Source organism: Pseudoduganella flava, assembly GCF_007830495.1.
Classification (GTDB): Bacteria; Pseudomonadota; Gammaproteobacteria; order Burkholderiales; family Burkholderiaceae_D; genus Rugamonas; species Rugamonas flava.
Genome location: NZ_VLKW01000002.1, coordinates 398,404 through 420,396, shown reverse-complemented (window position 1 = coordinate 420,396; position 21,993 = coordinate 398,404). Strand labels below are relative to the sequence as shown.

Genomic DNA, 21,993 nt, shown 5'->3' with positions numbered 1-21,993 from the left:
ATACCATCAAGAAAATCGGATTGCCGGCCGATAAGCCAGCAACCAACCAGGCTGCAGGAGTAGTGCTATGAGCTTCAAGGATATTTCCCAGATCGCCGGTTCGGCGATGGCGGCGCAGACGGTGCGCCTGAACACGGTGGCGTCGAACCTCGCCAACGCCGATTCCGTCTCCGGCAACGAGAACGAAACCTATCGCGCGCGCAAGCCGGTTTTCGCCGCGGTGATGAACGAAGGCCCGAACGCGGCCAACGGCGGCCGCGTGCAGGTGCTCGACGTGGTCGAGAGCGCCGAGCCGCTGCGCAAGGTGTTCGAGCCGGACAACCCGATGGCGAACGCCGAGGGCATGGTGTTCTATCCGAACGTCAACCAGGTGGCCGAGATGACGGACATGATGTCCGCCTCGCGCGCCTTCGAGACAAACGTCGAAGTACTGGGCCGCATCCGCTCGATGCAGCAATCCCTCCTCAAACTGGGCGAAATGTAATCCATGGAAACCAATCTGTTCACGAATACGGCCAGCGGCGCCGCCTCCACCGCCAACGGCGCCACGCCGCTGGCCAACGGCACCAGCGAAAGCCAGGAGATGTTCACCAAGCTGCTGGTCGCGCAGATCCAGAACCAGGACCCGCTGTCGCCGTCCGATCCGTCGCAATTCGTCCAGCAGCTGACGCAGCTGTCGCAGACCGAGGCGCTGCAGAACCTGGCGAGCCTGACCAGCAACAACACGAGCGTGCTGCAGAGCATGCAGGTGCTGAGCCTGGGCGCGCAGGTGGGGTCGGACGTGATGGTGGCCGCCAGCGACGTCAAGCTGGATGGCGCAAAGGTGGGCGGCGCCGTGACCTTGTCCTCGAACAGCAGCAAGACGACCCTGGTGCTGACCGGCGCCGACGGCGTCAACCATGAACTGGCACTGGGCCCGCTGTCCGCGGGCAGCACCCCGTTCTCGATCGACCCGACGGCGATGGGCTTGCCGGCGGGAACGTACAAGATGAAGGTCGTCACGTCGTCGGGCGAGGAACCGCCGGTGGATCTCACCGGCCGCCTGAACAGTGTACGCCTGAGCTCGACCGGCAGCATTGTGCTGAACGTCGCCAACGTTGGCGAAGTCGCACCGAGCGCAATTACCGGATTCAACGGTAAATCCAACTCCACCGCTGTCGCCGCTGCCGGCGCTGCCAACAAAACCCTTTAACGGAAGGACTCCGCCATGAGTTTTAATATCGCACTGTCCGGCATCCAGGCCATCAACGAGCAGCTGTCCAGCATTTCGAACAACATCGCCAACGCCGGCACCTACGGCTACAAGGCCCAGCGCGCGAACTTCTCGTCGATGTACGCCGGCAGCCAGCCGACCGGTACGCAGATCGGTTCGACGACGCAGAACATCGGCCTGACCGGCGGCGTGCTGAACACGGGCCGCTCACTGGACGCGTCGATCGACGGCAAGGGCTTCTTCATCAGCAAGACGAGCACCGGCGAGACCGTGTACAGCCGTGTCGGCATCTTCACGAAAGATGCGAACGATTACCTGGTCGACAGCGCCGGCCGCCGCGTGCAGGGCTACCCGGTGGCGCAGCCGTCCGGTACCAAGGGCACGCTGGGCGACCTGACGGTCCCGACCGGCCTGCTGAAAGCCAGCCCGAGCACCGCGATCGACTTCACCGCCAACCTGTCGGCCGACTGGCCGGTGATGCCTGCGGCAGGCTGGGTGCCGCCGAATGCGGCCGCGACGCCGCCGGTGGTGGCCGATCCGTCCACGTACAGCATGTCGAAAGTGACGCTGGCGTATGACTCGCTGGGCAATTCGCACACTGTAACGCAGTACTTCTTCGCCGACGATGCAGCCGCCCGTACCGTGCAGGTCCGCACCTCGGTCGACGGCGTACAGCTCCCGCCTACCGACGGCGGCGAAGCCACGCTGACCTTCGACACGACCGGCCAGCTGGTCGTGACCGCCCCGGCAACCAAGGTCACGAACACGCTGAAGTTCACCGGCAAGGATGCGGAAGCTTCCGAGATCACGATCGACTTCACGGGCACGACGTTCCAGAAAGGCGAAGCGACGACGTCGACCAACGCCGCCGACGGTTACGCGGCCGGCAGCTACGTCGGTGTCGAACTGGGCGCCGACGGCTCCGTCATCGCCAAGTACTCGAACGGCCAGAAGCAGCAAGTGGGCATCGTCGCGCTGGCCACGTTCAAGAACGAAGACGGCCTGACGCCCGTGAACGACACGAGCTGGACCGCATCGGCCGCCTCGGGCGCCGCGAACGAAGGCGAGCCCGGCCGCGGCAATGCCGGCAGCCTGGCGGTGTCCTCGCTGGAAGGCTCGAACGTCGACATCACGTCGGAACTGGTCAACCTGATGGGCTCGCAGCGTAACTACCAGGCGAACTCGAAAGTGATCACGACGGAAAACCAGATGCTGCAGTCGCTGATGCAGGCCCTGTAAGCGACGGCTGAACCATGGACGCATTGATCTATACCGCGATGAGCGGTGCCGAGCGGGCCCTGCGGGGCCAGCAGGTACACGCGAACAACCTCGCGAACTCGGACACGGCAGGCTTCCGCGCCAACCTGGAGCTGGCGACGGCGCAGACGGCGCCGGGCTACGGCTACGACGACCGCCACATGTCGGCGCTGCAGGCCAACGCGATCTCGGCCAAGCAAGGCACGCTCCGCGCTACCGGCCGCGACCTGGACGTGGCGATTTCCGGCAACGGCTACTTCGCCGTCGACGGCCCGACCGGCGAGGCGTACACCCGTGCCGGCGCGATCACGCTCGATGCCAACGGCACGATGACGGTTAACGGCATGCCGATCCTGGGCGAAGGCGGCCCGATCACGTTGCCGATCTACAGCAAGGTCGAGATCGGCCAGGACGGCACCGTGTCGATCCAGAGCCCCGGCGGCCGGGGCGAAATGCAGGTCATCGACAAGCTGAAGCTCGTGAAGGCCGAAGGCAGCGAGCTGACCAAGAACGAAGCGGGCCTGATCGTCGCCCGCGACGGCCAGCCGCTGCCGACCGATAACACGGTCAACGTGCGCGCCGGCCACCTGGAAGGGTCGAACGTGTCCGCCGTCGAGGAGATGGTTGCCACGATGAGCCTGACCCGGACCTTCGAAGTGCAGATGAAACTGTTCAAGGCCGCGGACGACATGACCCAGGCCGGCAACCGCCTGATCGGCGGCTGAAGTCGATGATTTTGCCCGGTTTTTTCCCGAATTTTCCCTACAGCACTAAAGTTGCCGCACGGATTGCCGTAGACCGGCTTACAGCATATACCCAGGAGTAATCGATGAATCCCGCAATGTGGATCAGCAAGACCGGCGTGCAAGCCCAGGACGCGAAGCTGCAAGCGATCGCCAACAACCTGGCCAACGCCAACACGGTCGGCTTCAAGAAAGACCGCGTCGTGTTCGAAGACCTGTTCTACTCGGTCGAAGGCCAGCCGGGTGCGCAGCGCGCCGACAACAACACGCTGGCGCCGACCGGCGTGCAGCTGGGTAACGGTACCCACATGGTCGGCACCCAGAAGGTGTTCACGACCGGCAGCACGCAGATCACCAGCAACCAGTACGACGTGGCCGTGCTCGGCAACGGCTTCCTGCAGGTGCAGCGTCCCAACGGCGAAGCGGGCTATACCCGTGCCGGCCAGCTGGGCCTCGATGCGAACGGTACGCTGATCAACGCGCAAGGCTTGCCGATTGTTCCCCAGATCACCGTGCCGCCGGGCGCGACGTCGATCACGATCGGCGAAAACGGCGTCGTGTCCGCGACCATTCCGGGCAATGCCGCGCCGCAGCAGCTGGGCCAGCTGACCTTGACCACGTTCATCAACCCGGCCGGCCTGCAGGCGCTGGGCGAAAACCTGTTTGCTGAAACGGCCTCCTCCGGTGCGCCGACGGAAGGCCAGCCGGGCACGAACCAGTTCGGCAAGCTCAAGCAAGGCGCGCTGGAAGCGTCGAACGTCCAGGTTGTCGAGGAGATGGTCGACATGATCGCCGCCCAGCGTACCTACGAGATGAACACGAAGGTGCTGTCGGCCGCCGACAACATGCTGCAGTACCTGGCCCAGGCCGCCCGCTGATTTTTCTAGGACCTCGTTTGATGATCAAAGCGCAACTGTGCGCAATGGCCGCGATGCTGCTGGCCGGTTGCGCCTCCCTCTCTCCCGCCCCCGTGCGCCCCGGACCGTTCGACGAGCCGCCGCAGGTGACGCGTTCGGCCATGCCGCGCGGCACGGCCGGAGGCGTGTTCGCCACCGATGCGGCCCTGTCGCTGACGTCGGACAGCCGCGCGTTCCGCGTCGGCGACGTCGTCACGGTGATCCTGCAGGAAACCACGCAGGCATCGAAGAGCGCCGGCACCAAGCTGGGCAAGGATTCCGGCATTTCCGTCACGCCGCCATCCCTGCTGGGCAAGACGTTCCCGAAAGCGGGCATCGACCTGTCCGCGGGCCATTCGTTCCAGGGTGACGCCACCGCCACCCAGCAGAACGCGCTGACCGGCGCGATCACCGTCGTCGTGCAGGAAGTGATGCCGAACGGCCTGTTGAAGGTGGCCGGCGAAAAAGCATTGACGTTGAACCAGGGCGAGGAATTCGTGCGCCTGCGGGGCTACCTGCGCGCGGCCGACATCGATGCGAACAACCAGGTGTCGTCGCAGCGCATCGCCAATGCCCGCATCGCCTACTCGGCGCAGGGCACGCTGGCCGACACGAACACCCCGGGCTGGCTGCAGCGTTTCTTCCTTGGCCCGCTGATGCCGTTCTGAGGTGCGCATGAAATTTTCCAAACTGTTTGCATCGTTTGCCGCCGCCGGCGCCCTGCTGCTGGCGCTGCCCGCCGACGCGGCCCAGTCGCTGCGCAACCTCGTGTCGATCGAAGGCGTGCGGGAAAACCCGCTGGTCGGCTACGGCCTCGTCGTCGGCCTGAACGGCAGTGGCGACTCGACGCAGGTGAAATTCGCCAGCCAGTCCGTCGTCAACATGTTGAAGCAGTTCGGCGTGAAGATGCCGGACGGCGCCGATGCGAAGAGCAAGAACGTCGCCGCCGTGATGGTGTCGGCCGTGTTCCCGCCCGGTTACCGCCGCGGCCAGCCGATCGACGTCACCGTGTCGTCGCTGGGCGATGCGAAAAGCCTGCGCGGCGGCGCGCTGCTGCTGACGCCCTTGCGTGCGGCCGACAATGAAGTCTATGCGCTCGCGCAGGGCAACGTCGTCGTCGGCGGTCTGAACGCTTCCGGCAAGAGCGGCTCGTCCGTCACGGTCAACACGCCGACCGCCGGCCGGGTACCGAACGGTGCGATCATCGAGCGCGAGATCCCGACGGATTTCTCGACCAACAACACGGTGCGCCTGTCGCTGCGCCACCCCAGCTTCGAGACGGCGACCAATATCGTCGACTCGATCAACCGCAAGTTCGGCAACATCGCCAGCACCGACGACGCGACCAGCGTCGCCGTCGTGGCGCCGGAAAACCCGACCCAGCGGGTGGCCTTCATGGCCAAGCTGGAAGGACTGCCGATCGAGATCGGCCAGGAAAACCCGAAGGTCGTGTTCAACTCGCGCACCGGCACCGTCGTCATCGCCGACGGCCTGCGCGTGAAGGCCGCGGCCGTCACGCACGGTTCGCTGAAGGTGGTCATTTCGGAAAGCTCGAAGGTCAGCCAGCCGAACGCGTTCGCCGGCGGCCAGACGGCCGTCACGCCGCAGTCGAGCGTGTCGGTGGACCAGGGCCGCGGCCAGATGTTCAAGTGGCCCGCGGGCGCCAAGCTGCAGACGATCATCGATACCGTCAACAGCCTGGGCGCAACGCCGGACGACATCATGGCGATCCTGCAGGCGCTCGACCAGGCCGGCGCGATCGAAGGCGAACTGGTGGTGATCTGATGGACAAGCCGCTCCTTCCCGCCGGCCCCACGCTCGGCCTCGACCAGGCCAGCGCCGCCCTGCCGCAGGTCGTCGCCCCGGCGGCGGCCGACCCGCAGGAAGCCGCTTACCGCAAGAAGGCCGAAGAAGCGGCCGTCAAGTTCGAGAGCTTCTTCATCGGCCACATGTTGAAGCAGATGCGCAACTCGACGAAGGAACTGGCCGCCGAGGACAGCATCTACAAGAATTCGATCAACAGCGACATGCTGGACATGGCCGACGGCATGGTGGCCGACCAGATGGCGCACCAGCGCGCGTTCGGCGTGGCGGACGCGATCCTGCGCCAGCTGCTGCCGGCGGCGCCCGTCCCTGCTCCCGTGCAGCCCGCCGCGCAAATTCCCGCACAGAAAAACTCCGCAAAGACTTAATGCCGGGCGCCGCGCAGTCGCCTTGTTCAATTAAGAGAACGTCAAAGGACTGCCAGGCTGCCCGCCCTGGCGGACTATTTCAACGAAGATCCGCCCATGACCATCATTAACAACGCACTGTCCGGCGCAGTTGCCGCCCAGGCAGCGCTGAACACCACCAGCCAGAACGTCGCCAACCTGCAGACGAAGGGTTACACGCGCCAGGGCGTGCTGCTGACCGCAGTCGCACCCGGTATCGGTACCCAGTCCGCCGGCTACGGCGTGAAGCTGTCCGGCATGCTGCGCTTCTCGGATTCGTACAAGAGCCAGCAGCTGTGGCGCTCGAATGCCGAACTGGGCCAGTACACGCAGCAGCAGCCTTACCTGACCCAGCTGGAACAGGTGATGGGCGACGACAAGTCGAGCCTGTCGAACGGCATCGACAACTTCTTCAAGGCGCTGAACGCGGTGGGCGAGGAGCCGACGTCGGCGCCGCTGCGCGGCCAGGTGGTGGCCCAAGCCGGTGCGCTGGCGGAGAGCTTCAACAGCATCTACCAGGTCACCCGCAACCAGCAGATCTCCGTGCAGCAGCAGCGCGACGCGATCCTGCCGAAGTTCAATACCCTGGTGGCGAACATCGCCTCGCTGAACAAGAGCATCGCGGCCGCCGGCGCGCTTGGCACCAACACCTCCGGCCTGATCGACGAGCGCGACCTGGCGATCGACAGCCTGTCGCAACTGGCCGCGATCGAGGTGCTGGAACAGCCGGACGGCAGCCGGACCGTGTCGCTGAAGACGGGCCAGCCGCTCGTCGTCGGCACGATGGCGGGCATGTTGCAGATGGATACCAGCTCGGGCACGCCGAAGATGGAAGTCGCCTTCGGCAACTCCGACTACGCCGTCGACGACAGCCGCATCGGCGGCCAGTTGGGCGGCCTGGGCAATTTCGAACGCAATACGCTGTTGCCGCTGCAGCAATCGATCATGTCGATGTCCGAGCAACTGGCTGACAAGATCAACACGCAGCTGGCCGCGGGTACCGACAGCGCCGGCAATCCCGGCATTCCACTGTTCGTCAAGGGCACCGGCGGCGTCGGCGGCATCCTGTCCGTGACGCCGGGCTACACGAGCGACAACCTGGCCCTGTCGATGGACGGCACGCCGGGCGATTCGAGCAACCTGCAACTGCTGGTGGACATCAAGAACCAGGCGATCACGCTGCCTTCCGTCGGCACCGTGATCATCGGCGACGCCGACACGCAGCTGGTGGGCAAGCTGGGCATCGACAGCCAGCAGAACAAGTCGCTGCTGAACACGGCGACGACGATCCGCCGCCAGGCGGAGGACGACTGGGCGGCGACGTCCGGCGTCAACAAGGACGAGGAAGCAATGAACCTCGTCGAGTTCCAGAACATGTACCAGGCCAACATGAAAGTGATCGCGGTGGCGAACAATCTGTTCGACGCGACCTTGTCGATGTTCGGTTAAAGGAGTAGCACGATGCGTATTGCCAGCACCCAGTTCCAGGCGACGATGAACCGCTCGCTCGAACTGAACCAGACGATGGTCTCGCGCCTGTCCCAGCAGATGGCGACCGGCAAGGCCATCATGGTCCCGTCCGACGACCCCGTGACGAACGTGCGCATCTCGCGCCTGACGCGCGAGGAAGCGATCATCGACCAGTACCGCGACAATATCGCGGCCGTCAAGATCCGCCTGTCGAAGAACGAAACCTATGTGCAGGGCATGGTCGGCGACCTGACCGAGGCGCACGACCTGCTGGTCTGGGCGTCCGACGGCGGCAACACGCCGGACGACCTGAAGTCGATGGTGAACAGCCTGGAGTCGCTGCGCGAAAGCCTCGTCTACACGGCCAACACGCGCGACCAGGAAGGCAAGTACCTGTTCTCCGGCACGCTGACGAACACGCCGCCGATCGCCTTTGACGGCACCACCTACAGCTACGCCGGCAACGCGGGCGAGCAGAAGGTCGTCGTCGGCAACGGCATCACGCAGACCGTCAACGTCAACCTGGGCGGCCTGGAAACACTGCTCAACAAGCTGACCGAGACGATCGATGCGCTGAAGGTGACGACCACCGACGCGTCGCAGGATCCGATCAAGACGCTCGTGGCCGATTCGATGAAGCTCGTCGAAACCACGCAGAACGACATGGCCGGCAAGATTGCCCAGTTGGGCGGCTCGCAGAACGTCTTGAGCACGCTCGACAGCAACCACGCCAACGTGAGCCTGTCGAACAACACGGCCATGAACGACCTGTCCCGGCTGGATTACGGTCTCGCGTCGGCCGAGCTGGCGGGATACAATACGGCCTTGCAGGCGACGTATCAGTCGTATGCCAAGATCAGCAGCTTGTCGCTGTTTAACGTACTGTAACGAAGTACCGTCAACGCAATGCAAATCATACAGCGCTCCAGCACCACCGGCATCAGCTCGGAGTCGTCGGCCTCGACGACCCCGCTGGACCAGGCCGGTCTGGCAGGCGCTGCCCAGGATACGGGGTCGGTCAACCAGCCGGCCCGCCCCACCCAAGCCGCCCCGTTGCGGCGCGGGCTGAGCAACTGGGATCAGCCCCTGCAGAACGACATTTCCAGCGCCCAGCAGGCGGTGGATTTCCTCGAACAAAGCGCCGCGCAGCTGCGCGCGCTGAAGACCGACCTGGCCACCAAGCTGGCGGCCCGCCAGATGCGCGACGGCCAGGTCGAACAACGCGTGCGCCAGTTTTCGGACACGTGGAAGAGCCGCCGCGAGGCATCCGGCGGCACGCTCGACGCCAACCTGAAGTTCAGCGCCGGCACGCCGGCCAGCCAGCGCTTCACGGTACGCGGCATGACGTTGCAGAACCTGCGCAACGGCGCCCGCGAGACGCTTGCCGTGTCCGTCGGCGGCGGCGCCCAGGGCCTGCGCTCGGTGCACCTGTCGCCGGGGCTGTCCGACAACGAGATCGTCGGCCGCTTCGACCAGGCGCTGGCACCGGCCGGCGTGCGCGTCGAGATGGGCCAGAACGGCGAACTGGTGTTCTCGACGGCGGAAGACAACTGGCCCGCGGTGCGCGATTCGATCGCCGTGCAGGGCAGCGGTATCCGCTTCCCGACCGGCCAGCTGAACCGGCTGAAGGCCGAGGCGGAAGCGCCCGCGGTCGCGCCGGAAAACTGGGACACGACCGACATCGAATCGATGCGCAACACGCTGCAGCAAGTGATGCAGGCGCTGTCGCACGTCGAGGCGGCGCTGTCGAAGGTGCGCCAGGAACTGAACGCGGCCACGCAGCGCGCCGAAAGCTCGATGCCGGAGATCGAGACGGCCGGCGTCGAAGACCTGGCGACCCGTTTCGCCAGCATCGCCAAGGAACCAGGCTACCAGTCGCTGCTGGCGCTGACATCCGCCCTCGTCGGAATCAACCGCGACCGGGTCGTGTCGCTGCTCAGCCTGCGCTGATCCTCTGGCGCATCAAGGAAAAAGCTGCCGACGGCAGCTTTTTTTTTCGTCACTCCGCGCCGATCGCCCCGAGCGTGCCGCGCCGCGCCAGCGCCAGCACGTCCGCCGCCGGTGCCGGCCGGGCGAACACATAGCCTTGCGCATAGTCGCAGCCGGCATCTTTCAGCAGCGCCAGCTGGGCCGGCGTCTCGACTCCTTCCGCGACCACCTCCAGCCCCAGCTTGTGCGCCAGCAGGATGATCGCCTCGCACAGCACCAGGTCGCCGCTGTTGTGCGCGCTGCTGGTCAGGCCGGCAACGAAGCTGCGGTCGATCTTCAGGTAATCGATCGCGAACTCCTTCAGCTGGGCCAGCGCCGAATGGCCCGTGCCGAAATCGTCGAGCGCCACCTGCATGCCGAGCGCGTGCAGCCGGCGCACCGGCTCGAGCATCTGGCCGGCTGACTCGTTCAGCAGGTCTTCCGGCAGGTCGACGACGAGGCTTTTCGGCGGCAGCTTCAGCGCTTCCACGTAGCGCAGCCAGCCGTGCGCGTCGTCGCGCAACTGCGCCGCCGACATGTTGATGCTGATCTGGAACGGCCGGCCGAGCGTGCGCTGCCATGCGAGCACCTGGTCCGCCGCCTGGCGCATCGCGCGGGCGCCGATCTCGATCAGCACGCCGGCCGATTCGGCGCCGGCGATGAAGTCGGCCGGATTCAGCGTTCCCCGCTCGGGATGATGCCAGCGCAGCAGCGCCTCGGCCCGTTCGACGACGCCGCTCTTCAGGTTGACGATCGGCTGGTAATACAGCTCGAACTCGTTGCCCGCGGTCGCGCGGCGCAAGTCGTCCGCCAGCCGCACGCGCTGCTGCGCCGCCGATTGCATGTCTTCGGTGAAGTAGGTGTAGCGGTTGCGCCCGCCGTTCTTGGCCGCGTACATCGCCTGGTCCGCATGGCGCAGCAGTTCGTCCGCATCGGCCGCATCGGACGGGTACAGCGCGATGCCGACGCTGCCCGACACATGGCCCTGCTGCGCCCCGGCCAGCTCGAACGGCCGGTTCAGCACGGCGATGATGTCCTGCGCGACCCGTTCCGCATCCTGCACGTGGCCGAGGCCGGGCAGGATCGCGACGAATTCGTCGCCGCCGATGCGGGCCAGCGTGTCCGTCGCCCGCATGCAGGCGCCCAGCCGCGCCGCCGCCTGCACGAGCAGCGCGTCGCCCTGCTGGTGGCCGAAGCGGTCGTTGATCTGCTTGAACTGGTCCAGGTCGATGAACAGCAGCGCGAGGAAGCTGCGCTCGCGGCGCACTTTCTTCATCTCATGGCGCAGGCGTTCCTGGAACATGTTCCGGTTTGGCAGGCCCGTCAACGCATCGAAGTTCGCCTGCTGCCAGGCCAGCTCGGCGGACTCGCGGTGCTCGGTGATGTCGGACACGAGGGCCAGCGCGCCAAGATAGCCGCCGTGCGCGTCGTACAGGGGATTGGCGGCAACGTGCACCCACAGCTCGCCGCCGTCCTTGCGCATGAACTTGAACTCGTGCCGGCCCGGCACGCCCTGCTGCTGGCGGGCGATGTTGCGCTCCAGGAGCGAGCGCCCTTCCGCGTCCATGAAGCCCACCAGCGGCTTGCCGCGCATTTCCTCGACCGCGTAGCCGAGCATCTCGGCCATGCGCGGGTTGACGAAGGCCGTGCAGGCGGCCCGGTCCAGTTCCCAGATGCCTTCGCGGGCCGTCTGCACGATGCGGCGGAAGCGTTCCTCGCTGTGTTCCAGCACGTGCAGCCGCCCTTCCGCCGGCTCGACCGTCAGGCGCAGAGCGCTGTCCGCCGCGCAGCCGATCAGCGTGACGGGCGCGCCGCGTTCGCCCCGGGTGCGCTGCAATTGCAGCTGGCAGCGCTGCGGCTGGTCGCTGGCCAGCGCGCGCGCGACGAAGGCATCGAAATCATGCAGGAAGCGGGGTGCGACGTAGCTGCGGAAGCGCTCGGACCCGGGCCGGGCCCGGTCGATGCCGAGCAGGTCAGCGCCGGTGATGTTCACCTGGGCGATCGTCGTATCGGGCTCGAGCAGGAAAGCCCCGACGGGGGACAGCAGGTACAGCTCGTCGAACAGCGTGCGTTCGGCGTCGACGCCGGTGGCACGGCGCTGCGCCAGCGCCTGCCCGCCCAGCGCCGCCAGCAGGCTCTCCTGCGACAACTCCGCGGGCAGGCCCGGCGGCAAGCCCTGCAGCAAGCCTGGCTCGAGCGGAGTCGGGAGCAGTGTGTCCGGCGCGTGGTGCAGGTTATCCATATCACCCCTGGGCGTGCGGGCTACGGCGCGTAGCTGCGGCGGTGCTCGATGACGACCAGGTGCGGCGCTGGCGCCTGTCGAGAACGCCGAATCAGCCTAGCATGCACGTTTGCGTAAGTCGAGCGGCGCCCGCACATACGCGCGCAGGGGTGCGCGGGGGTGCTTGGAAAAGAGTTTTACCAGGGGGTTTTACCACGAGCCGCGGCGGCCGAAGTTGTGGCCGACGACGAGCGTGGTGCTCTCGATGAGGGTGGACAAGCCGAGGATCAGCTGCACCAGTTTATCGTCCGGCAGGACCCAGATCGCGCCCTTCGGCGGCTCCGCCTGGGCTACCGCGACGATCAGGGGCGCCACCCATTCGGCGTCCGGCGTAACATCGAGGATGATGGCGTTGTCGGTGGTCTGCATGTACACGTCGCCGCCCGCGGCAAGCGTGAAGCGCACCCCGTAGCCGGTTTCGTTCTTGCCGACGTGCTCCTGCAAAGCCAGGTTGTACTCGGCGATCCACAGTTCGACATCGGCCGGCGTTTCCAGTGCCGTCCACGGCACGGGGCGGAACCGCGGTGGCGCCCCATCGTCTTTGAGGTGTTGCATGGGCTTGTACGGTCTTTCGGTATCAGCCCGGCAGTGTAACCGAAGAAAGGAGAAAAGATGAAACTTACCCGCTATGTGTCGGAATACGAGCAATTCCTGAACCGCTACAAGGACGAGCATCCCGGCGTCGAGGCCGAACAGCGACGCGGCTGGAAGATCTGGTGGGATCACCGACAGGACCTGGATGCCGTGGACCGGCAGCGCAGGGATACGGTGCAGACGAAGCCGTATTACTACAGCTGATGAAGCGCAGCTGAGCACGGGGTCAGACCCGCCGGGTCTGACCCCAGCCTTTGTTTTTTTGGGTTCCGTGCGCACCGCGGCTCCGGGCACGGGCGCAGGCCGCGCAGGGTCAGCCCCCAGTTTTGCCCTTGCGAGGCAGGCGCTGATGCAAACGGGGAGCTATGCTCCCCGTTTGCATCAGCCTTTCCACGTCCGTTTCAATCCGGTGTCGGCGTGAATCCACCCACCGCGCGGGCCGCTGCGGTAGTAGAAGCCCACCCCGCCCTGCTGGAAGCTCTTGACGAGGCCGCCCAGCACCTCTTCGTTCAGGTTCGCGATGCGGACGTCGGCTGCCTTGCCTTCCATGTGCAGCGACTGCCGTGCCGCAGGGATGCCCTGCTCGCGCAGGCGCTGGTTCGATGCGGGGGTGCGGTAGCCGGACAGGATCTCGACCGGGCTGACGATGCCGTAGCGCGCCACGAACGCCTGAGCGCCCCACAGCGTCTCCAGCAGCTTCGGGTCGATCGGCGCCAGGGCCTTGCCGTTCACGTCCCGCAGCAAGTGGCACAGTTCCTGGTAGGCCGAGTCGATGATCTCGCCGTCCTTCCAGTACAGCACCGATGCCTTCTCGCCGCTCTGCGGCCGGGTCACCGTCAGGGTGCGGGGCTTGATCCAGAACTCCAGGTCCAGGGCCTGGGCGTCGAAGATGTCCGGCGGCGGCTGCAGGCCGTCCTGCGCGGCGCGTGCCGGCGCGACGCCGACCAGCGGCGCCCCGACCATGGCCGTCGCCGCCATGCCCATCGTCTTGTGAAGAAATTCTCTGCGCGTTGCCATAGCTGTCTCGTTGATGCATGAAGCGGGTTCGAGCGTAACTATAGCCGATCGGGGCGCGAGTTGAGAAAGCTCTTTAACTGTGTGGCGTAAACGGATGCGGTCCAGAGCGCATGTTTAAGGTTTTTCTAAGTCAGGCCGCTGCCAGCACGGCCGTGGCCGGCAGTGCGGCGCGGGGCTGGTCCAGCGCATACCCCTGCACCAGCGGCGTGGTGCCGGCCAGCGCGGCGATCTCGTCGAGCGCGGCCAACGCGGCCGGGCCCTCGGCGTGGTGGAACAGCACGCGGGCGCCCCGCTCCGCCGCCGCGCCCAGCAGGCGTGCCAGGCCGGCCGCATCGCGCGCGGCGCGGGCGTCGGCACGGATCAGGTCGGGCCGCACCCGCTCCAGCAGCGCCAGCCCTTCCTGCGCGCTGCCGACGTTGACTGCGAAGCGGAAACCGTTGCGGCGGTAATTGTCCGCCACATAGCCCAGCAGCCAGTTCTGTTGCGGCGTCGCGGCCGGCAGCTGCAGCACGATGCGTGAGGCCGGCAGCTCGAGCGCATCGAGAATGCGGCGGAACGCGTGGCCGTGGTTGCTGCTGACGGCCGACAGCAGCCGGCCGTGCACGTTTAGGTGCAGGTCGAGCCGGTCGCACTCCGGCTGCCGGAAGAAGTTAATCGCATGCAGCATGCGGCACAGCCGGTCGAGTTCCACGGACTCGTCGTCGCTTGCCGCGTTCTCCAGCAGGCGCCACAGCGACAACCCTTCGTCCTCGGCCGAGATACCGCGCGCCAGGCCTTCGCAGGCGACGGCGGCGCCACCGGCCAGCTCGCGCACCGGATGAAACACGCTCGTCATCGTGCAGTTGAAGAAGCGGCCATGGGCACGGCCGGCAGCGTCGAGCCACAGCGAGGACGGCGTGGCGGCCGGGTCGGCCAGCCTGGCAAGGTATTGGGCGAGAACGGGGTAGCGCATCGGGGGTTCCATCGAAGTCACGATGGGGCAAGCCTAAGGCGCCGCCTTGATTTGGAAAACGAATCGTTTTGCCGTTGTTTATGCACGCTGCGCATATCGCGAGCCGCATAAGCATATGGCAAAAGATTCGTTCCCGCACGTCGCGTCCGGCGGTATCGTTGACCCATCCTTAACGAATCGATTGCCGCCATGTGCCAGCTCCTCGGATTGAACAGCAGCGTCCCCGCCGGGCTCGGATCGTTCTTCGACGTGTTCGCGGAACGGGGTGGCCGCACCGACGAGCACAAGGATGGCTGGGGCATCGCCTTCCACAGCGGCAAGCGCTGCCGCCTGTACACGGACCACCGCGCCGCGATCGATTCGCCGCTGGCGGCGCGCATTCGCCACCGCCCGCTGCGCGCCCGCAACATCCTGGCGCACATCCGCAAGGCCACGCAGGGGCGCATCGCGCTGGAGAACAGCCACCCGTTCGCGCGCCGGCTGTGGGGCCTGACGTGGTGCTTCGCCCATAATGGCGACCTGAAGGGCTTCGCGCCCGCGGCCGGCCGCTTCGCACCGCGCGGCGACACGGACAGCGAGGCGGCCTTCTGCCACCTGCTGTCGCGCCTGGCCGAACGCTTCCCGGCCGGTGCGCCCGATACCGCCGTGCTGCGCGCCGCGCTGGCCGACGTGGCGGCCGAGATCGCCACGCACGGCACGTTCAATTTCATCCTGTCCAATGGCGACACGCTGTTCGCCCATTGCTCGACCCACCTGCATTACCGCATCGACGCCGGCCGCGCGATGATCGCCACGCAGCCCGTCGACACCCGGCAAGGCTGGGTCGCGTTCGCGCCGGGCGAGCTGAAGGCGTTCGGCAGCGGCACGCTGTATCCGTGACACGGCCGTGCCCGCGCATGTCCTTTTTGGCAAGCGCGGCCGTATAATGGCGCGCCATGAGCGCCCCACACGATGCCCCTTCCCCATCTTCCACTGACACACTGCGCTTCCGCCGCCGCCTGCTGAGCCTGGCGATCGTCGCCGTGGCCGGCATGGCCCTGCTGACCGCCCGCCTGATCTGGCTGCAGGCCATCCGATGAGCTGGCGCGACCGCCTGCGCGGCGCCGCCGGCGCGCTGGTCGCCGATCCGCTGCTCGTGCTGACGATCGCGTTGCTGCTGGCCGCCGGCCTCGCCACCGTGTACTCCGCCGCGGCCGACTTTCCGGGCCGCTTCGCACTGCAACTGCGTAACGTCGCTGTCGCCGTCGGCATCATGGCCCTGGCGGCCAATGTGCCGCCGCAGCGGCTACGCGACTGGGCGCCGGCCGTCTATGGCGCCGGCGTCGCCTTGCTGCTGGCCGTGTTCGTTGCCGGCGTCAGCAAGAAAGGCGCGCAGCGCTGGCTGCACGTGGGCATCGACATCCAGCCGTCCGAACTGATGAAGATCGCCATGCCGCTGATGCTGGCCTGGTTCTTCCACCAGTTCCAGGCCATGCGGCGCAGCCATGCGTTTGCCGTGGCCGCCGTGCTGCTGGCCGTCCCCGTCGGCCTGATCATGAAGCAGCCGGACCTGGGCACGGCGTTGCTCGTGCTCGCAGCCGGCTGCTATGTGATCGTGCTGGCGGGCCTGTCGTGGCGGGCCTTTGCCGGCCTGGCACTCGCTGCGATAGCCGCGGTGCCGCTGGCCTGGCCGCTGCTGCACGACTACCAGCGCAACCGCGTGCTGACCTTGCTGGACCCGGCCTCGGACCCGCTTGGCAAGGGCTTCCAGATCAAGCAGGCCGGCATCGCGATCGGCTCCGGCGGCCTGCAGGGCAAGGGCTGGCTGGCCGGCACGCAGGGCCACCTGGGCTTCGTGCCGGAGCGTTCGACGGACTTCATCTTCTCCGTGTTCGCCGAGGAATTCGGCCTGCTCGGCAACGTCGCGCTGCTGGCGCTGTACGGCGTGTTGATCGTGCGCGGCCTGCGGATCACGGCAGGTGCGGCAACCCGCTTCTCGCGCCTGCTGGCCGGCGCCGTGACGATGATCCTGTTCACGTACGTCTTCATCAACATCGGCATGGTGTGCGCGATCTTCCCCGTCGTCGGGGTGCCGCTGCCGTTCTTCAGCTACGGCGGCACGGCATTGATGACGCTCGGCGTCGGCTGCGGCATCCTGCTGGCCATACGGCACGAATCCGCTGCGCTGGCGCACCGTTTTTGATCAACGAGGAAAGCATGCAACCGGACGTCGTCTGCCAGGGCGCCCTGCCCCACCACAACGAAGACCACATCGCCGTGTTCGAAACGGCCGGCGTGACCGACCTGATCGTGCTGGACGGCGCCACGTCGGTGGCCGACCGCAACTACGCCGATGCCGCCGGCGACGTGGCCTGGTTCGTGCGGCGCTTCAGCGCGGCGCTGGGGCCGGCGATCAAGGCCGGGCTGGACCAGCACGCGGCCGTCCATGCCGCCATCGGCACGGTGCGCACGGAGTTTGCCGCGCTGACGGCCGGCAGCGACGTGCCCGCCCATGCATGGCCGATCGCGGCGCTGACGTGGATCCGCATCGCCGGACGCCAGGCCCGGCTGTATTGCCTGGGCGATTGCAAGACCCTGCTGGGCCTGCCCGACGGCGCCGTGCGCGACCTCGATCCCTATGTCAATCCGCAAGAGGCCGTGCTGGCGGCCGAGATCGCCCGACTGAACGCTGCCGGATTCGACGATCCGGCCGCGCGCCACGCGGCGCTGCTGCCGATGCTGCGCGCCCGGCGCGAACAGCAGAACGCGATGGCGGCGCCCACCATCCTGTGTCTGCATCCGCAGGGACCGTTCGCGGCACGGCGCGATGCGATCGACCTGCCGGGAGGCGCGGTCATCCTGGGCATGACGGATGGGTTCTATCGGCTGGTCGATCCGTACGATCTGCTGACGCCGGCCGCGCTGATGGGGCTGTGCGTCAACGAAGGCCTGGCGGCGGCGCTGGCGCGGCTGCGGGCCTACGAGGCAGGCGCCTCGGCGGGCGCGACGGTGAAGCGGGCGGACGATGCGTCCGCCGTGCTGTGGCGGGCGTGATTCAAGCTGAACCGCGTCAGGCCGAATTGCAATTACAGAAGCGCTTGCGCTTCGACTCCGGCTCGGCGCCCTCGGCCAGCGGCTTCCAGAACAGGATCGTTTCGACGCCATAGGGCGAGCGCACGTTGCCGTCACGGCGGTAACCGTGTGCGGCGAAGAAGCCTTCCGCCGTGGCCGTGCTGTGCAGGTACAGCGTCTTCATGCCCAGTTCGATGGCCTGCCGTTCCAAGCGCCGCAGCAGCGCGCTGCCGGCGCCCTGCCGCTGCGCTTCCGGCAACAGGTAGCACAGCGCCAGCTTGCCCGCCCCGGTCAACAGCGACACGCCGACGATGTCGTCCCCGCGCACGGCGACCAGCGAATAATTGGTCGGCGATTCGAACCAGGACGCAACCATGGCCGGGTGCTTGTTGCCCAGCCAGGCGGCAAGGATGTCGGGATCGTTCTGGTGGTCCTGCACGCAACATTCCGTGATGGAGCGGCGCAGCACCTCGCAGGCGGCGGCGGCATCGGGAGGGACGGCGGGACGGATGTCGAAACTCATGTGAACTCGTGAAAACACGTGAAGCAAGGTACTGGGCCGGACTATACACCAGAGCGCGAAGGACCGTCGTCCGCTGCCCCGGCCGGCTCGCGCGCCGTGTTGATCTAAGCATATTACGAAAATTTAGTATCGCTGCGGATGGGATTTGGCGGACCATTGATATCTGTTTTCTCACACGAGCACACCATGGCAAATAAAAAAATCGCATTTAGCGCAGTCTTCCAACGCAGCCGCCGGCTGTTGCTGGCCTCCGTGTTCGCCGCCGGCGCCCTCGGCGTCGCGCCGGCCATTGCGGCCGACGTCACGCTGCTGAACGTCTCGTACGACGTGGCGCGCGAGCTGTACAAGGACATCAACCCCGCGTTCGAAGCCCAGTACAAGCAGCAGACCGGCAAGAGCATCGAGATCAAGCAGTCGCACGGCGGCTCGTCGAAGCAGGCGCGCGCCGTGGCGGACGGCCTGGAAGCCTCCGTCGTGACGATGAACCAGGCCAACGACATCGACATGCTGGCCGACCGCGGCCTCGTCGCCAAGGACTGGGCGAAGAAGTTCCCGAACAATGCGGCGCCCAGCTACTCGACGATGGTGTACCTCGTCCGCAAGGGCAACCCGAAAGGCATCAAGGACTGGTCCGACCTGGCCAAGCCGGGCGTGAAAGTCGTGATCCCGAACCCGAAGACGGCCGGCAACGGCCGCTACACCTACCTGGCCGCGTGGGGCTCGGTGCTGCAAAACGGCGGCAACGACGCGCAGGCGCGCGAACTCGTGACGAAGATCTTCAAGAACGTGCCGGTGCTGGACGGCGGCGGCCGCGCGGCGACGACCACGTTCACGCAGCGCCAGATCGGCGACGTGCTGGTCACGTTCGAGAACGAGGTGAACCTGGTGCGCGCCGAGTTCGGCGACAACTTCGACATCGTCTACCCGTCCGTGTCGATCCTGGCCGAGTCGCCGGTGGCCGTCGTCGACAAGGTCGTCGACAAGAAAGGCATCCGTAAGGAAGCGACCGCCTACCTGAACTTCCTGTACTCGGAAGCTGGCCAGGAAATCATCGCCAAGCACTACCTGCGCCCGCGCTCGCAGGCCGTGGCGAAGAAATACGCGGCGCAGTTCAAGCCGATCAAGCTGTTCACCGTCGATGACGTGTTCGGCGGCTGGCGCGCGGCGCAAAAGCGCCACTTCGACGACGGCGGCGAGTTCGACAAGATCTATACGTCGAAATAAGTCACACCGTCCGTTTCCTGGCGCCGCACCGGCGCTGGAATCAGGACTGCAACGCCCGCCACGCCACGCGGGCGTTTTTTTTTGCTGATGCATGACGCGTCGCATACGGGCGACCAAACGCGGCATTATCGTTCCAAATCAGAGACTTACCGCATGGACACTGAACACACCTTCCCGCCCCTCAGCTGTCGCACGACATTCCCCTTGCCTCCGCCCGCCGAGCTTGTAATGAAAAAGCTAAGCCAATTAGCGAACAAAAGAGCGTAACGTACTGATTGAAAAGGCCGGTTTTTTGTATCGAAACGTCGCACACGGCTGACATCGTCTGGACTTCGCGGTCAATCGCGTGCTATCTTCTCGCCTTGGAATATTGCTGCACAGCACCTCGCCTTTCCACCGCATTTCCGCAAAGAACATGATCAAACAAATTGTTGCCGCGCTGCTGCTGGCGTCTTCCGCCGCCGCGCTTGCCGCCGTTCCGCTCGGCTCCCAATCCGTCCTTGTCGTCGAGGACGACACGGGCAAGGTCCTGCTGGAGAAAAACGCGAACTCCGTCGTGCCGATCGCCTCGCTGACGAAGCTGATGACTGCCATGGTCGTGCTCGACTCGAAGCTCGATATGGACGAACAGATCAGCATCGAACAGCAAGACGTCGACATGCTCAAGCACAGCACCTCGCGCGTGCCGGTCGGCACCACGCTGGCGCGCGCCGACGTGCTGCACCTGGCGCTGATGTCGTCCGATAACCGCGCCGCCGCCGCGCTGGCGCGCACCTACCCCGGCGGTCCGGCCGCGTTCAAGGCGGCCGTCAACGCGAAGATCCGTGCGCTCGGCATGACCAGCACGCGCATCGACGAGCCCACTGGCCTGTCGCCGAACAACCAGTCCACCGCCGCCGACCTCGTCAAGATGGCGTCCGCCGCCGCGCGCTATCCGGAAATCACCCGGATGACGACGGACAAGAGCGACATCATGCAGATCAAGGGCCGCCAGGTCGAGTACCACAACACCAACCGCCTGGTGGGCGCGAAGGGTTGGGAGATCGGCCTGTCGAAGACGGGCTATACGGAGGAAGCGGGCCGCTGCCTGATCATGCGCATCAAGGCCGCCGGCAAGAACGCGACGATGGTGCTGCTGAACGCGAAGGCGTCGTCCGCCCGCGTGATGGATGCGTTGAACATCCGCCGCTTCATCACGGGCGACGATGGCCCGCAGGTGATGAAGGTGTCGCGCGACAATGGCCGCAAGAAGGCCGTGGTGAAGAAGAAATCGCGCCGCCGCAAGGCAGCGATGTAAGCTGCCCCGCCCTATTTCGAAGCCGGCCCTGCGCCGGCTTTTTCATTGAACGGCAGGATCGGCTCCATCCAGTCGTCGCCGAACAGTTCGGACGGGTGCTGCGTGCGCTCGGACCCGTTGCCGCAGGCGAGCTTGTCGGAGGGACAGTATTTGTCGCAACCCCAGCAGACGCGTTCGGGGTGGACTGGCGTGATCGGAAACTTCTTCACGGGGGTGCTCCAGGGGATGGCCTGAACCGATGGTATGCTGCCGTACTCAACACTGCACATGATGCAGATCAAGAATATGTAGAAGGAGACCCATGATCCTCGCCACCACCGCCCAGGATTACGAAGCGCTGCTGCGCGGCACGGCGCCGCGCGGCTTGCGGTTGGCCGACACGCCGATCGCGCCGCCGGAAGTCCTGCAAATGCTGGCGGACGTCGCCGCCACCGTGCGTGCCACGTTCGAGCCTGCTTCCTGGCTGATCGTCGAGGATGACGTCGTGGTCGGCATGTGTTCCGTCACGCGGCCGCCCGAAGGCGGCGTCATCGACATCGGATACGGCATCGCGCCCGGCAGCCAGGGACGCGGCAGCGCCGGCCGGGCCATCGCCGCGATCGTCGCGTGGGCGCGCGCCGAGCCGGCCGTGCATGCCATCACGGCGGAGACCGGCATCGACAACATCGCCTCGCAGAAGGTACTGCTGCGCGCCGGCTTTGCCACCGTCGGCCAGCGCGTCGATGACGAGGATGGCGCCCTGCTGTGCTGGCGCTGCGCCACTTGAGCCACGCGCATTGATTCCTCCGGCATTTCTTCCTACACTGCCTTTTTAGCCGATTTCAGCCGTTTTCGCTGCCTCGTTCACTTCACCAAGGAGCACAGCATGGAAACCCAGGAAATCCACCGTGGCCGCCTGATCGACCACATCCAGCTGGTCGTGCGCGACCTCCCCGCTTCCCAGCGCTTCTATACCGCCATCTTCGAGGTACTGCGCATTCCCATTGGCGGCAGCGCGCCCGACTACTTCTGGGCCGATGAGCTGTTCGTGTCGGCCCAGGACAGCGACACCGCGCAGGGCGCGCTGACGGGCCGCCACCACCTGGCGTTCCAGGCGCAGGACCGGGCGATGGTCGACGCGGTTTACCAGGCCGCGCTGGCCGCCGGCGGCAAGGACAACGGCGCGCCCGGCGAGCGGCCCTACCACCCCGGCTACTACGCCGCATTCGTGCTGGACCCGGACGGCAACAATATCGAAGCCGTGTTCCATGGCGCGGCGAAACGCAGCGCGCCGTCCGTGCACATCACCTGGTAGCGG

Annotated in this window: 26 protein-coding genes; 20 read left to right on the top strand and 6 right to left on the bottom strand. The window is 66.3% G+C overall.

Annotated features, from left to right (window positions below; all coding sequences use genetic code 11):
- The first annotated feature begins 67 nt into the window (after positions 1–67).
- The 11 genes from flgC (at position 68) to IP92_RS06080 (ending at position 9,739) form a co-directional block, all read left to right on the top strand.
- A complete protein-coding gene (gene flgC, locus IP92_RS06130; protein WP_145873652.1) occupies positions 68–484 on the top strand; it encodes a flagellar basal body rod protein FlgC in 417 nt (138 codons plus the stop codon).
- 3 nt (positions 485–487) lie between these two features.
- Positions 488–1,192, top strand: coding sequence for a flagellar hook capping FlgD N-terminal domain-containing protein (locus tag IP92_RS06125; RefSeq protein ID WP_145873651.1), 705 nt, complete (start codon positions 488–490; stop codon positions 1,190–1,192).
- Between the two features lie 15 nt (positions 1,193–1,207).
- Positions 1,208–2,452, top strand: a complete 1,245-nt coding sequence (locus IP92_RS06120; protein WP_145873650.1) for a flagellar hook protein FlgE — start codon at positions 1,208–1,210, stop codon at positions 2,450–2,452.
- Between the two features lie 14 nt (positions 2,453–2,466).
- Positions 2,467–3,195 carry a flagellar basal-body rod protein FlgF gene (gene flgF, locus IP92_RS06115; RefSeq protein WP_145873649.1) on the top strand — a complete coding sequence of 243 codons (729 nt, stop codon included), beginning with the start codon at positions 2,467–2,469 and terminating at the stop codon, positions 3,193–3,195.
- 104 nt (positions 3,196–3,299) lie between these two features.
- Positions 3,300–4,091: a flagellar basal-body rod protein FlgG gene (flgG, locus tag IP92_RS06110; RefSeq protein ID WP_199271900.1), complete on the top strand. Its 792-nt coding sequence runs from the start codon at positions 3,300–3,302 to the stop codon at positions 4,089–4,091.
- A 20-nt stretch (positions 4,092–4,111) separates the two neighbouring features.
- Positions 4,112–4,777: a flagellar basal body L-ring protein FlgH gene (gene flgH / locus IP92_RS06105; protein WP_145873648.1), complete on the top strand. Its 666-nt coding sequence runs from the start codon at positions 4,112–4,114 to the stop codon at positions 4,775–4,777.
- Between the two features lie 7 nt (positions 4,778–4,784).
- A complete protein-coding gene (locus tag IP92_RS06100; RefSeq protein WP_145873647.1) occupies positions 4,785–5,894 on the top strand; it encodes a flagellar basal body P-ring protein FlgI in 1,110 nt (369 codons plus the stop codon).
- The gene (locus tag IP92_RS06095; RefSeq protein ID WP_145873646.1) at positions 5,894–6,301 is read left to right on the top strand and encodes a rod-binding protein; all 408 of its coding nucleotides are present in this window, start codon (positions 5,894–5,896) and stop codon (positions 6,299–6,301) included. The genes IP92_RS06100 and IP92_RS06095 overlap by 1 nt, the downstream gene beginning before the upstream one ends.
- Positions 6,302–6,397: 96 nt before the next feature.
- Positions 6,398–7,768 (top strand): flagellar hook-associated protein FlgK, encoded by a 1,371-nt coding sequence (flgK, locus tag IP92_RS06090; protein ID WP_145873645.1) that lies wholly within the window; start codon positions 6,398–6,400, stop codon positions 7,766–7,768.
- A 12-nt stretch (positions 7,769–7,780) separates the two neighbouring features.
- The gene (gene flgL, locus IP92_RS06085; protein WP_145873643.1) at positions 7,781–8,677 is read left to right on the top strand and encodes a flagellar hook-associated protein FlgL; all 897 of its coding nucleotides are present in this window, start codon (positions 7,781–7,783) and stop codon (positions 8,675–8,677) included.
- An 18-nt stretch (positions 8,678–8,695) separates the two neighbouring features.
- The gene (locus IP92_RS06080) at positions 8,696–9,739 is read left to right on the top strand and encodes a hypothetical protein (protein WP_145873641.1); all 1,044 of its coding nucleotides are present in this window, start codon (positions 8,696–8,698) and stop codon (positions 9,737–9,739) included.
- A gap of 49 nt (positions 9,740–9,788) precedes the next feature.
- Here the strand turns inward: IP92_RS06080 and IP92_RS06075 are convergent, their stop codons facing one another.
- Both IP92_RS06075 and IP92_RS06070 read right to left on the bottom strand, forming a co-directional pair.
- Positions 9,789–11,999: a putative bifunctional diguanylate cyclase/phosphodiesterase gene (locus tag IP92_RS06075; RefSeq protein WP_145873639.1), complete on the bottom strand. Its 2,211-nt coding sequence runs from the start codon at positions 11,997–11,999 to the stop codon at positions 9,789–9,791.
- Between the two features lie 189 nt (positions 12,000–12,188).
- Entirely contained in the window at positions 12,189–12,593 is a 405-nt protein-coding gene (locus tag IP92_RS06070; RefSeq protein ID WP_145873638.1) for a hypothetical protein, read from the bottom strand.
- A 57-nt stretch (positions 12,594–12,650) separates the two neighbouring features.
- Between IP92_RS06070 and IP92_RS06065 the strand changes: the two genes are divergently transcribed.
- Positions 12,651–12,836 (top strand): DUF3460 family protein, encoded by a 186-nt coding sequence (locus IP92_RS06065; RefSeq protein WP_145873637.1) that lies wholly within the window; start codon positions 12,651–12,653, stop codon positions 12,834–12,836.
- Between the two features lie 177 nt (positions 12,837–13,013).
- Here IP92_RS06065 and IP92_RS06060 read toward each other — a convergent pair whose 3' ends face one another.
- Both IP92_RS06060 and IP92_RS06055 read right to left on the bottom strand, forming a co-directional pair.
- Positions 13,014–13,649, bottom strand: coding sequence for a YcbK family protein (locus tag IP92_RS06060; protein ID WP_145873636.1), 636 nt, complete (start codon positions 13,647–13,649; stop codon positions 13,014–13,016).
- A 130-nt stretch (positions 13,650–13,779) separates the two neighbouring features.
- Complete coding sequence (locus tag IP92_RS06055; protein WP_145873635.1) at positions 13,780–14,601, bottom strand: EAL domain-containing protein; 822 nt, start codon at positions 14,599–14,601, stop codon at positions 13,780–13,782.
- A 189-nt stretch (positions 14,602–14,790) separates the two neighbouring features.
- On the opposite strand from IP92_RS06055, the gene IP92_RS06050 reads away from it, so the two are divergent.
- The 4 genes from IP92_RS06050 to IP92_RS06040 are packed head-to-tail and all read left to right on the top strand — an operon-like array spanning position 14,791 to position 17,634.
- Positions 14,791–15,480, top strand: a complete 690-nt coding sequence (locus IP92_RS06050; RefSeq protein WP_145873634.1) for a class II glutamine amidotransferase — start codon at positions 14,791–14,793, stop codon at positions 15,478–15,480.
- 56 nt (positions 15,481–15,536) lie between these two features.
- Complete coding sequence (locus IP92_RS29845) at positions 15,537–15,680, top strand: hypothetical protein (RefSeq protein WP_158206685.1); 144 nt, start codon at positions 15,537–15,539, stop codon at positions 15,678–15,680.
- A complete protein-coding gene (rodA, locus tag IP92_RS06045; protein WP_145873633.1) occupies positions 15,677–16,783 on the top strand; it encodes a rod shape-determining protein RodA in 1,107 nt (368 codons plus the stop codon). The genes IP92_RS29845 and rodA overlap by 4 nt, the downstream gene beginning before the upstream one ends.
- A gap of 14 nt (positions 16,784–16,797) precedes the next feature.
- Complete coding sequence (locus IP92_RS06040; protein ID WP_145873632.1) at positions 16,798–17,634, top strand: protein phosphatase 2C domain-containing protein; 837 nt, start codon at positions 16,798–16,800, stop codon at positions 17,632–17,634.
- Positions 17,635–17,650: 16 nt separating this feature from the next.
- Here the strand turns inward: IP92_RS06040 and IP92_RS06035 are convergent, their stop codons facing one another.
- The gene (locus IP92_RS06035) at positions 17,651–18,175 is read right to left on the bottom strand and encodes a GNAT family N-acetyltransferase (protein WP_145873631.1); all 525 of its coding nucleotides are present in this window, start codon (positions 18,173–18,175) and stop codon (positions 17,651–17,653) included.
- 186 nt (positions 18,176–18,361) lie between these two features.
- On the opposite strand from IP92_RS06035, the gene IP92_RS06030 reads away from it, so the two are divergent.
- Both IP92_RS06030 and IP92_RS06025 read left to right on the top strand, forming a co-directional pair.
- Positions 18,362–19,399: a sulfate ABC transporter substrate-binding protein gene (locus tag IP92_RS06030; RefSeq protein ID WP_145873630.1), complete on the top strand. Its 1,038-nt coding sequence runs from the start codon at positions 18,362–18,364 to the stop codon at positions 19,397–19,399.
- A gap of 415 nt (positions 19,400–19,814) precedes the next feature.
- Positions 19,815–20,696 carry a serine hydrolase gene (locus tag IP92_RS06025; protein WP_145873629.1) on the top strand — a complete coding sequence of 294 codons (882 nt, stop codon included), beginning with the start codon at positions 19,815–19,817 and terminating at the stop codon, positions 20,694–20,696.
- Between the two features lie 11 nt (positions 20,697–20,707).
- Here the strand turns inward: IP92_RS06025 and IP92_RS06020 are convergent, their stop codons facing one another.
- Positions 20,708–20,905 carry a DUF3079 domain-containing protein gene (locus IP92_RS06020; protein ID WP_229418654.1) on the bottom strand — a complete coding sequence of 66 codons (198 nt, stop codon included), beginning with the start codon at positions 20,903–20,905 and terminating at the stop codon, positions 20,708–20,710.
- Positions 20,906–20,997: 92 nt separating this feature from the next.
- On the opposite strand from IP92_RS06020, the gene IP92_RS06015 reads away from it, so the two are divergent.
- Positions 20,998–21,462 (top strand): GNAT family N-acetyltransferase, encoded by a 465-nt coding sequence (locus IP92_RS06015; protein ID WP_145873627.1) that lies wholly within the window; start codon positions 20,998–21,000, stop codon positions 21,460–21,462.
- Between the two features lie 99 nt (positions 21,463–21,561).
- Positions 21,562–21,990 (top strand): VOC family protein, encoded by a 429-nt coding sequence (locus IP92_RS06010; protein WP_145873626.1) that lies wholly within the window; start codon positions 21,562–21,564, stop codon positions 21,988–21,990.
- Positions 21,991–21,993: the final 3 nt, after the last annotated feature.

What these genes read in the sequence shown, in the direction of transcription:
- IP92_RS06065 (WP_145873637.1), top strand. Translation starts at nt 12,651, where the DNA reads ATGAAACTTACCCGCTATGTGTCGGAATACGAGCAATTCCTGAACCGC.
- IP92_RS06095 (WP_145873646.1), top strand. Translation starts at nt 5,894, where the DNA reads ATGGACAAGCCGCTCCTTCCCGCCGGCCCCACGCTCGGCCTCGACCAG.
- IP92_RS06060 (WP_145873636.1), bottom strand. Translation starts at nt 13,649, where the DNA reads ATGGCAACGCGCAGAGAATTTCTTCACAAGACGATGGGCATGGCGGCG.
- flgG (WP_199271900.1), top strand. Translation starts at nt 3,300, where the DNA reads ATGAATCCCGCAATGTGGATCAGCAAGACCGGCGTGCAAGCCCAGGAC.
- IP92_RS29845 (WP_158206685.1), top strand. Translation starts at nt 15,537, where the DNA reads ATGAGCGCCCCACACGATGCCCCTTCCCCATCTTCCACTGACACACTG.
- IP92_RS06080 (WP_145873641.1), top strand. Translation starts at nt 8,696, where the DNA reads ATGCAAATCATACAGCGCTCCAGCACCACCGGCATCAGCTCGGAGTCG.
- flgF (WP_145873649.1), top strand. Translation starts at nt 2,467, where the DNA reads ATGGACGCATTGATCTATACCGCGATGAGCGGTGCCGAGCGGGCCCTG.
- flgL (WP_145873643.1), top strand. Translation starts at nt 7,781, where the DNA reads ATGCGTATTGCCAGCACCCAGTTCCAGGCGACGATGAACCGCTCGCTC.
- flgH (WP_145873648.1), top strand. Translation starts at nt 4,112, where the DNA reads ATGATCAAAGCGCAACTGTGCGCAATGGCCGCGATGCTGCTGGCCGGT.
- IP92_RS06010 (WP_145873626.1), top strand. Translation starts at nt 21,562, where the DNA reads ATGGAAACCCAGGAAATCCACCGTGGCCGCCTGATCGACCACATCCAG.
- flgC (WP_145873652.1), top strand. Translation starts at nt 68, where the DNA reads ATGAGCTTCAAGGATATTTCCCAGATCGCCGGTTCGGCGATGGCGGCG.
- IP92_RS06070 (WP_145873638.1), bottom strand. Translation starts at nt 12,593, where the DNA reads ATGCAACACCTCAAAGACGATGGGGCGCCACCGCGGTTCCGCCCCGTG.
- IP92_RS06125 (WP_145873651.1), top strand. Translation starts at nt 488, where the DNA reads ATGGAAACCAATCTGTTCACGAATACGGCCAGCGGCGCCGCCTCCACC.
- IP92_RS06030 (WP_145873630.1), top strand. Translation starts at nt 18,362, where the DNA reads ATGGCAAATAAAAAAATCGCATTTAGCGCAGTCTTCCAACGCAGCCGC.
- IP92_RS06035 (WP_145873631.1), bottom strand. Translation starts at nt 18,175, where the DNA reads ATGAGTTTCGACATCCGTCCCGCCGTCCCTCCCGATGCCGCCGCCGCC.
- flgK (WP_145873645.1), top strand. Translation starts at nt 6,398, where the DNA reads ATGACCATCATTAACAACGCACTGTCCGGCGCAGTTGCCGCCCAGGCA.
- IP92_RS06120 (WP_145873650.1), top strand. Translation starts at nt 1,208, where the DNA reads ATGAGTTTTAATATCGCACTGTCCGGCATCCAGGCCATCAACGAGCAG.
- IP92_RS06025 (WP_145873629.1), top strand. Translation starts at nt 19,815, where the DNA reads ATGATCAAACAAATTGTTGCCGCGCTGCTGCTGGCGTCTTCCGCCGCC.
- IP92_RS06100 (WP_145873647.1), top strand. Translation starts at nt 4,785, where the DNA reads ATGAAATTTTCCAAACTGTTTGCATCGTTTGCCGCCGCCGGCGCCCTG.
- IP92_RS06055 (WP_145873635.1), bottom strand. Translation starts at nt 14,601, where the DNA reads ATGCGCTACCCCGTTCTCGCCCAATACCTTGCCAGGCTGGCCGACCCG.
- IP92_RS06040 (WP_145873632.1), top strand. Translation starts at nt 16,798, where the DNA reads ATGCAACCGGACGTCGTCTGCCAGGGCGCCCTGCCCCACCACAACGAA.
- rodA (WP_145873633.1), top strand. Translation starts at nt 15,677, where the DNA reads ATGAGCTGGCGCGACCGCCTGCGCGGCGCCGCCGGCGCGCTGGTCGCC.
- IP92_RS06050 (WP_145873634.1), top strand. Translation starts at nt 14,791, where the DNA reads ATGTGCCAGCTCCTCGGATTGAACAGCAGCGTCCCCGCCGGGCTCGGA.
- IP92_RS06075 (WP_145873639.1), bottom strand. Translation starts at nt 11,999, where the DNA reads ATGGATAACCTGCACCACGCGCCGGACACACTGCTCCCGACTCCGCTC.
- IP92_RS06015 (WP_145873627.1), top strand. Translation starts at nt 20,998, where the DNA reads ATGATCCTCGCCACCACCGCCCAGGATTACGAAGCGCTGCTGCGCGGC.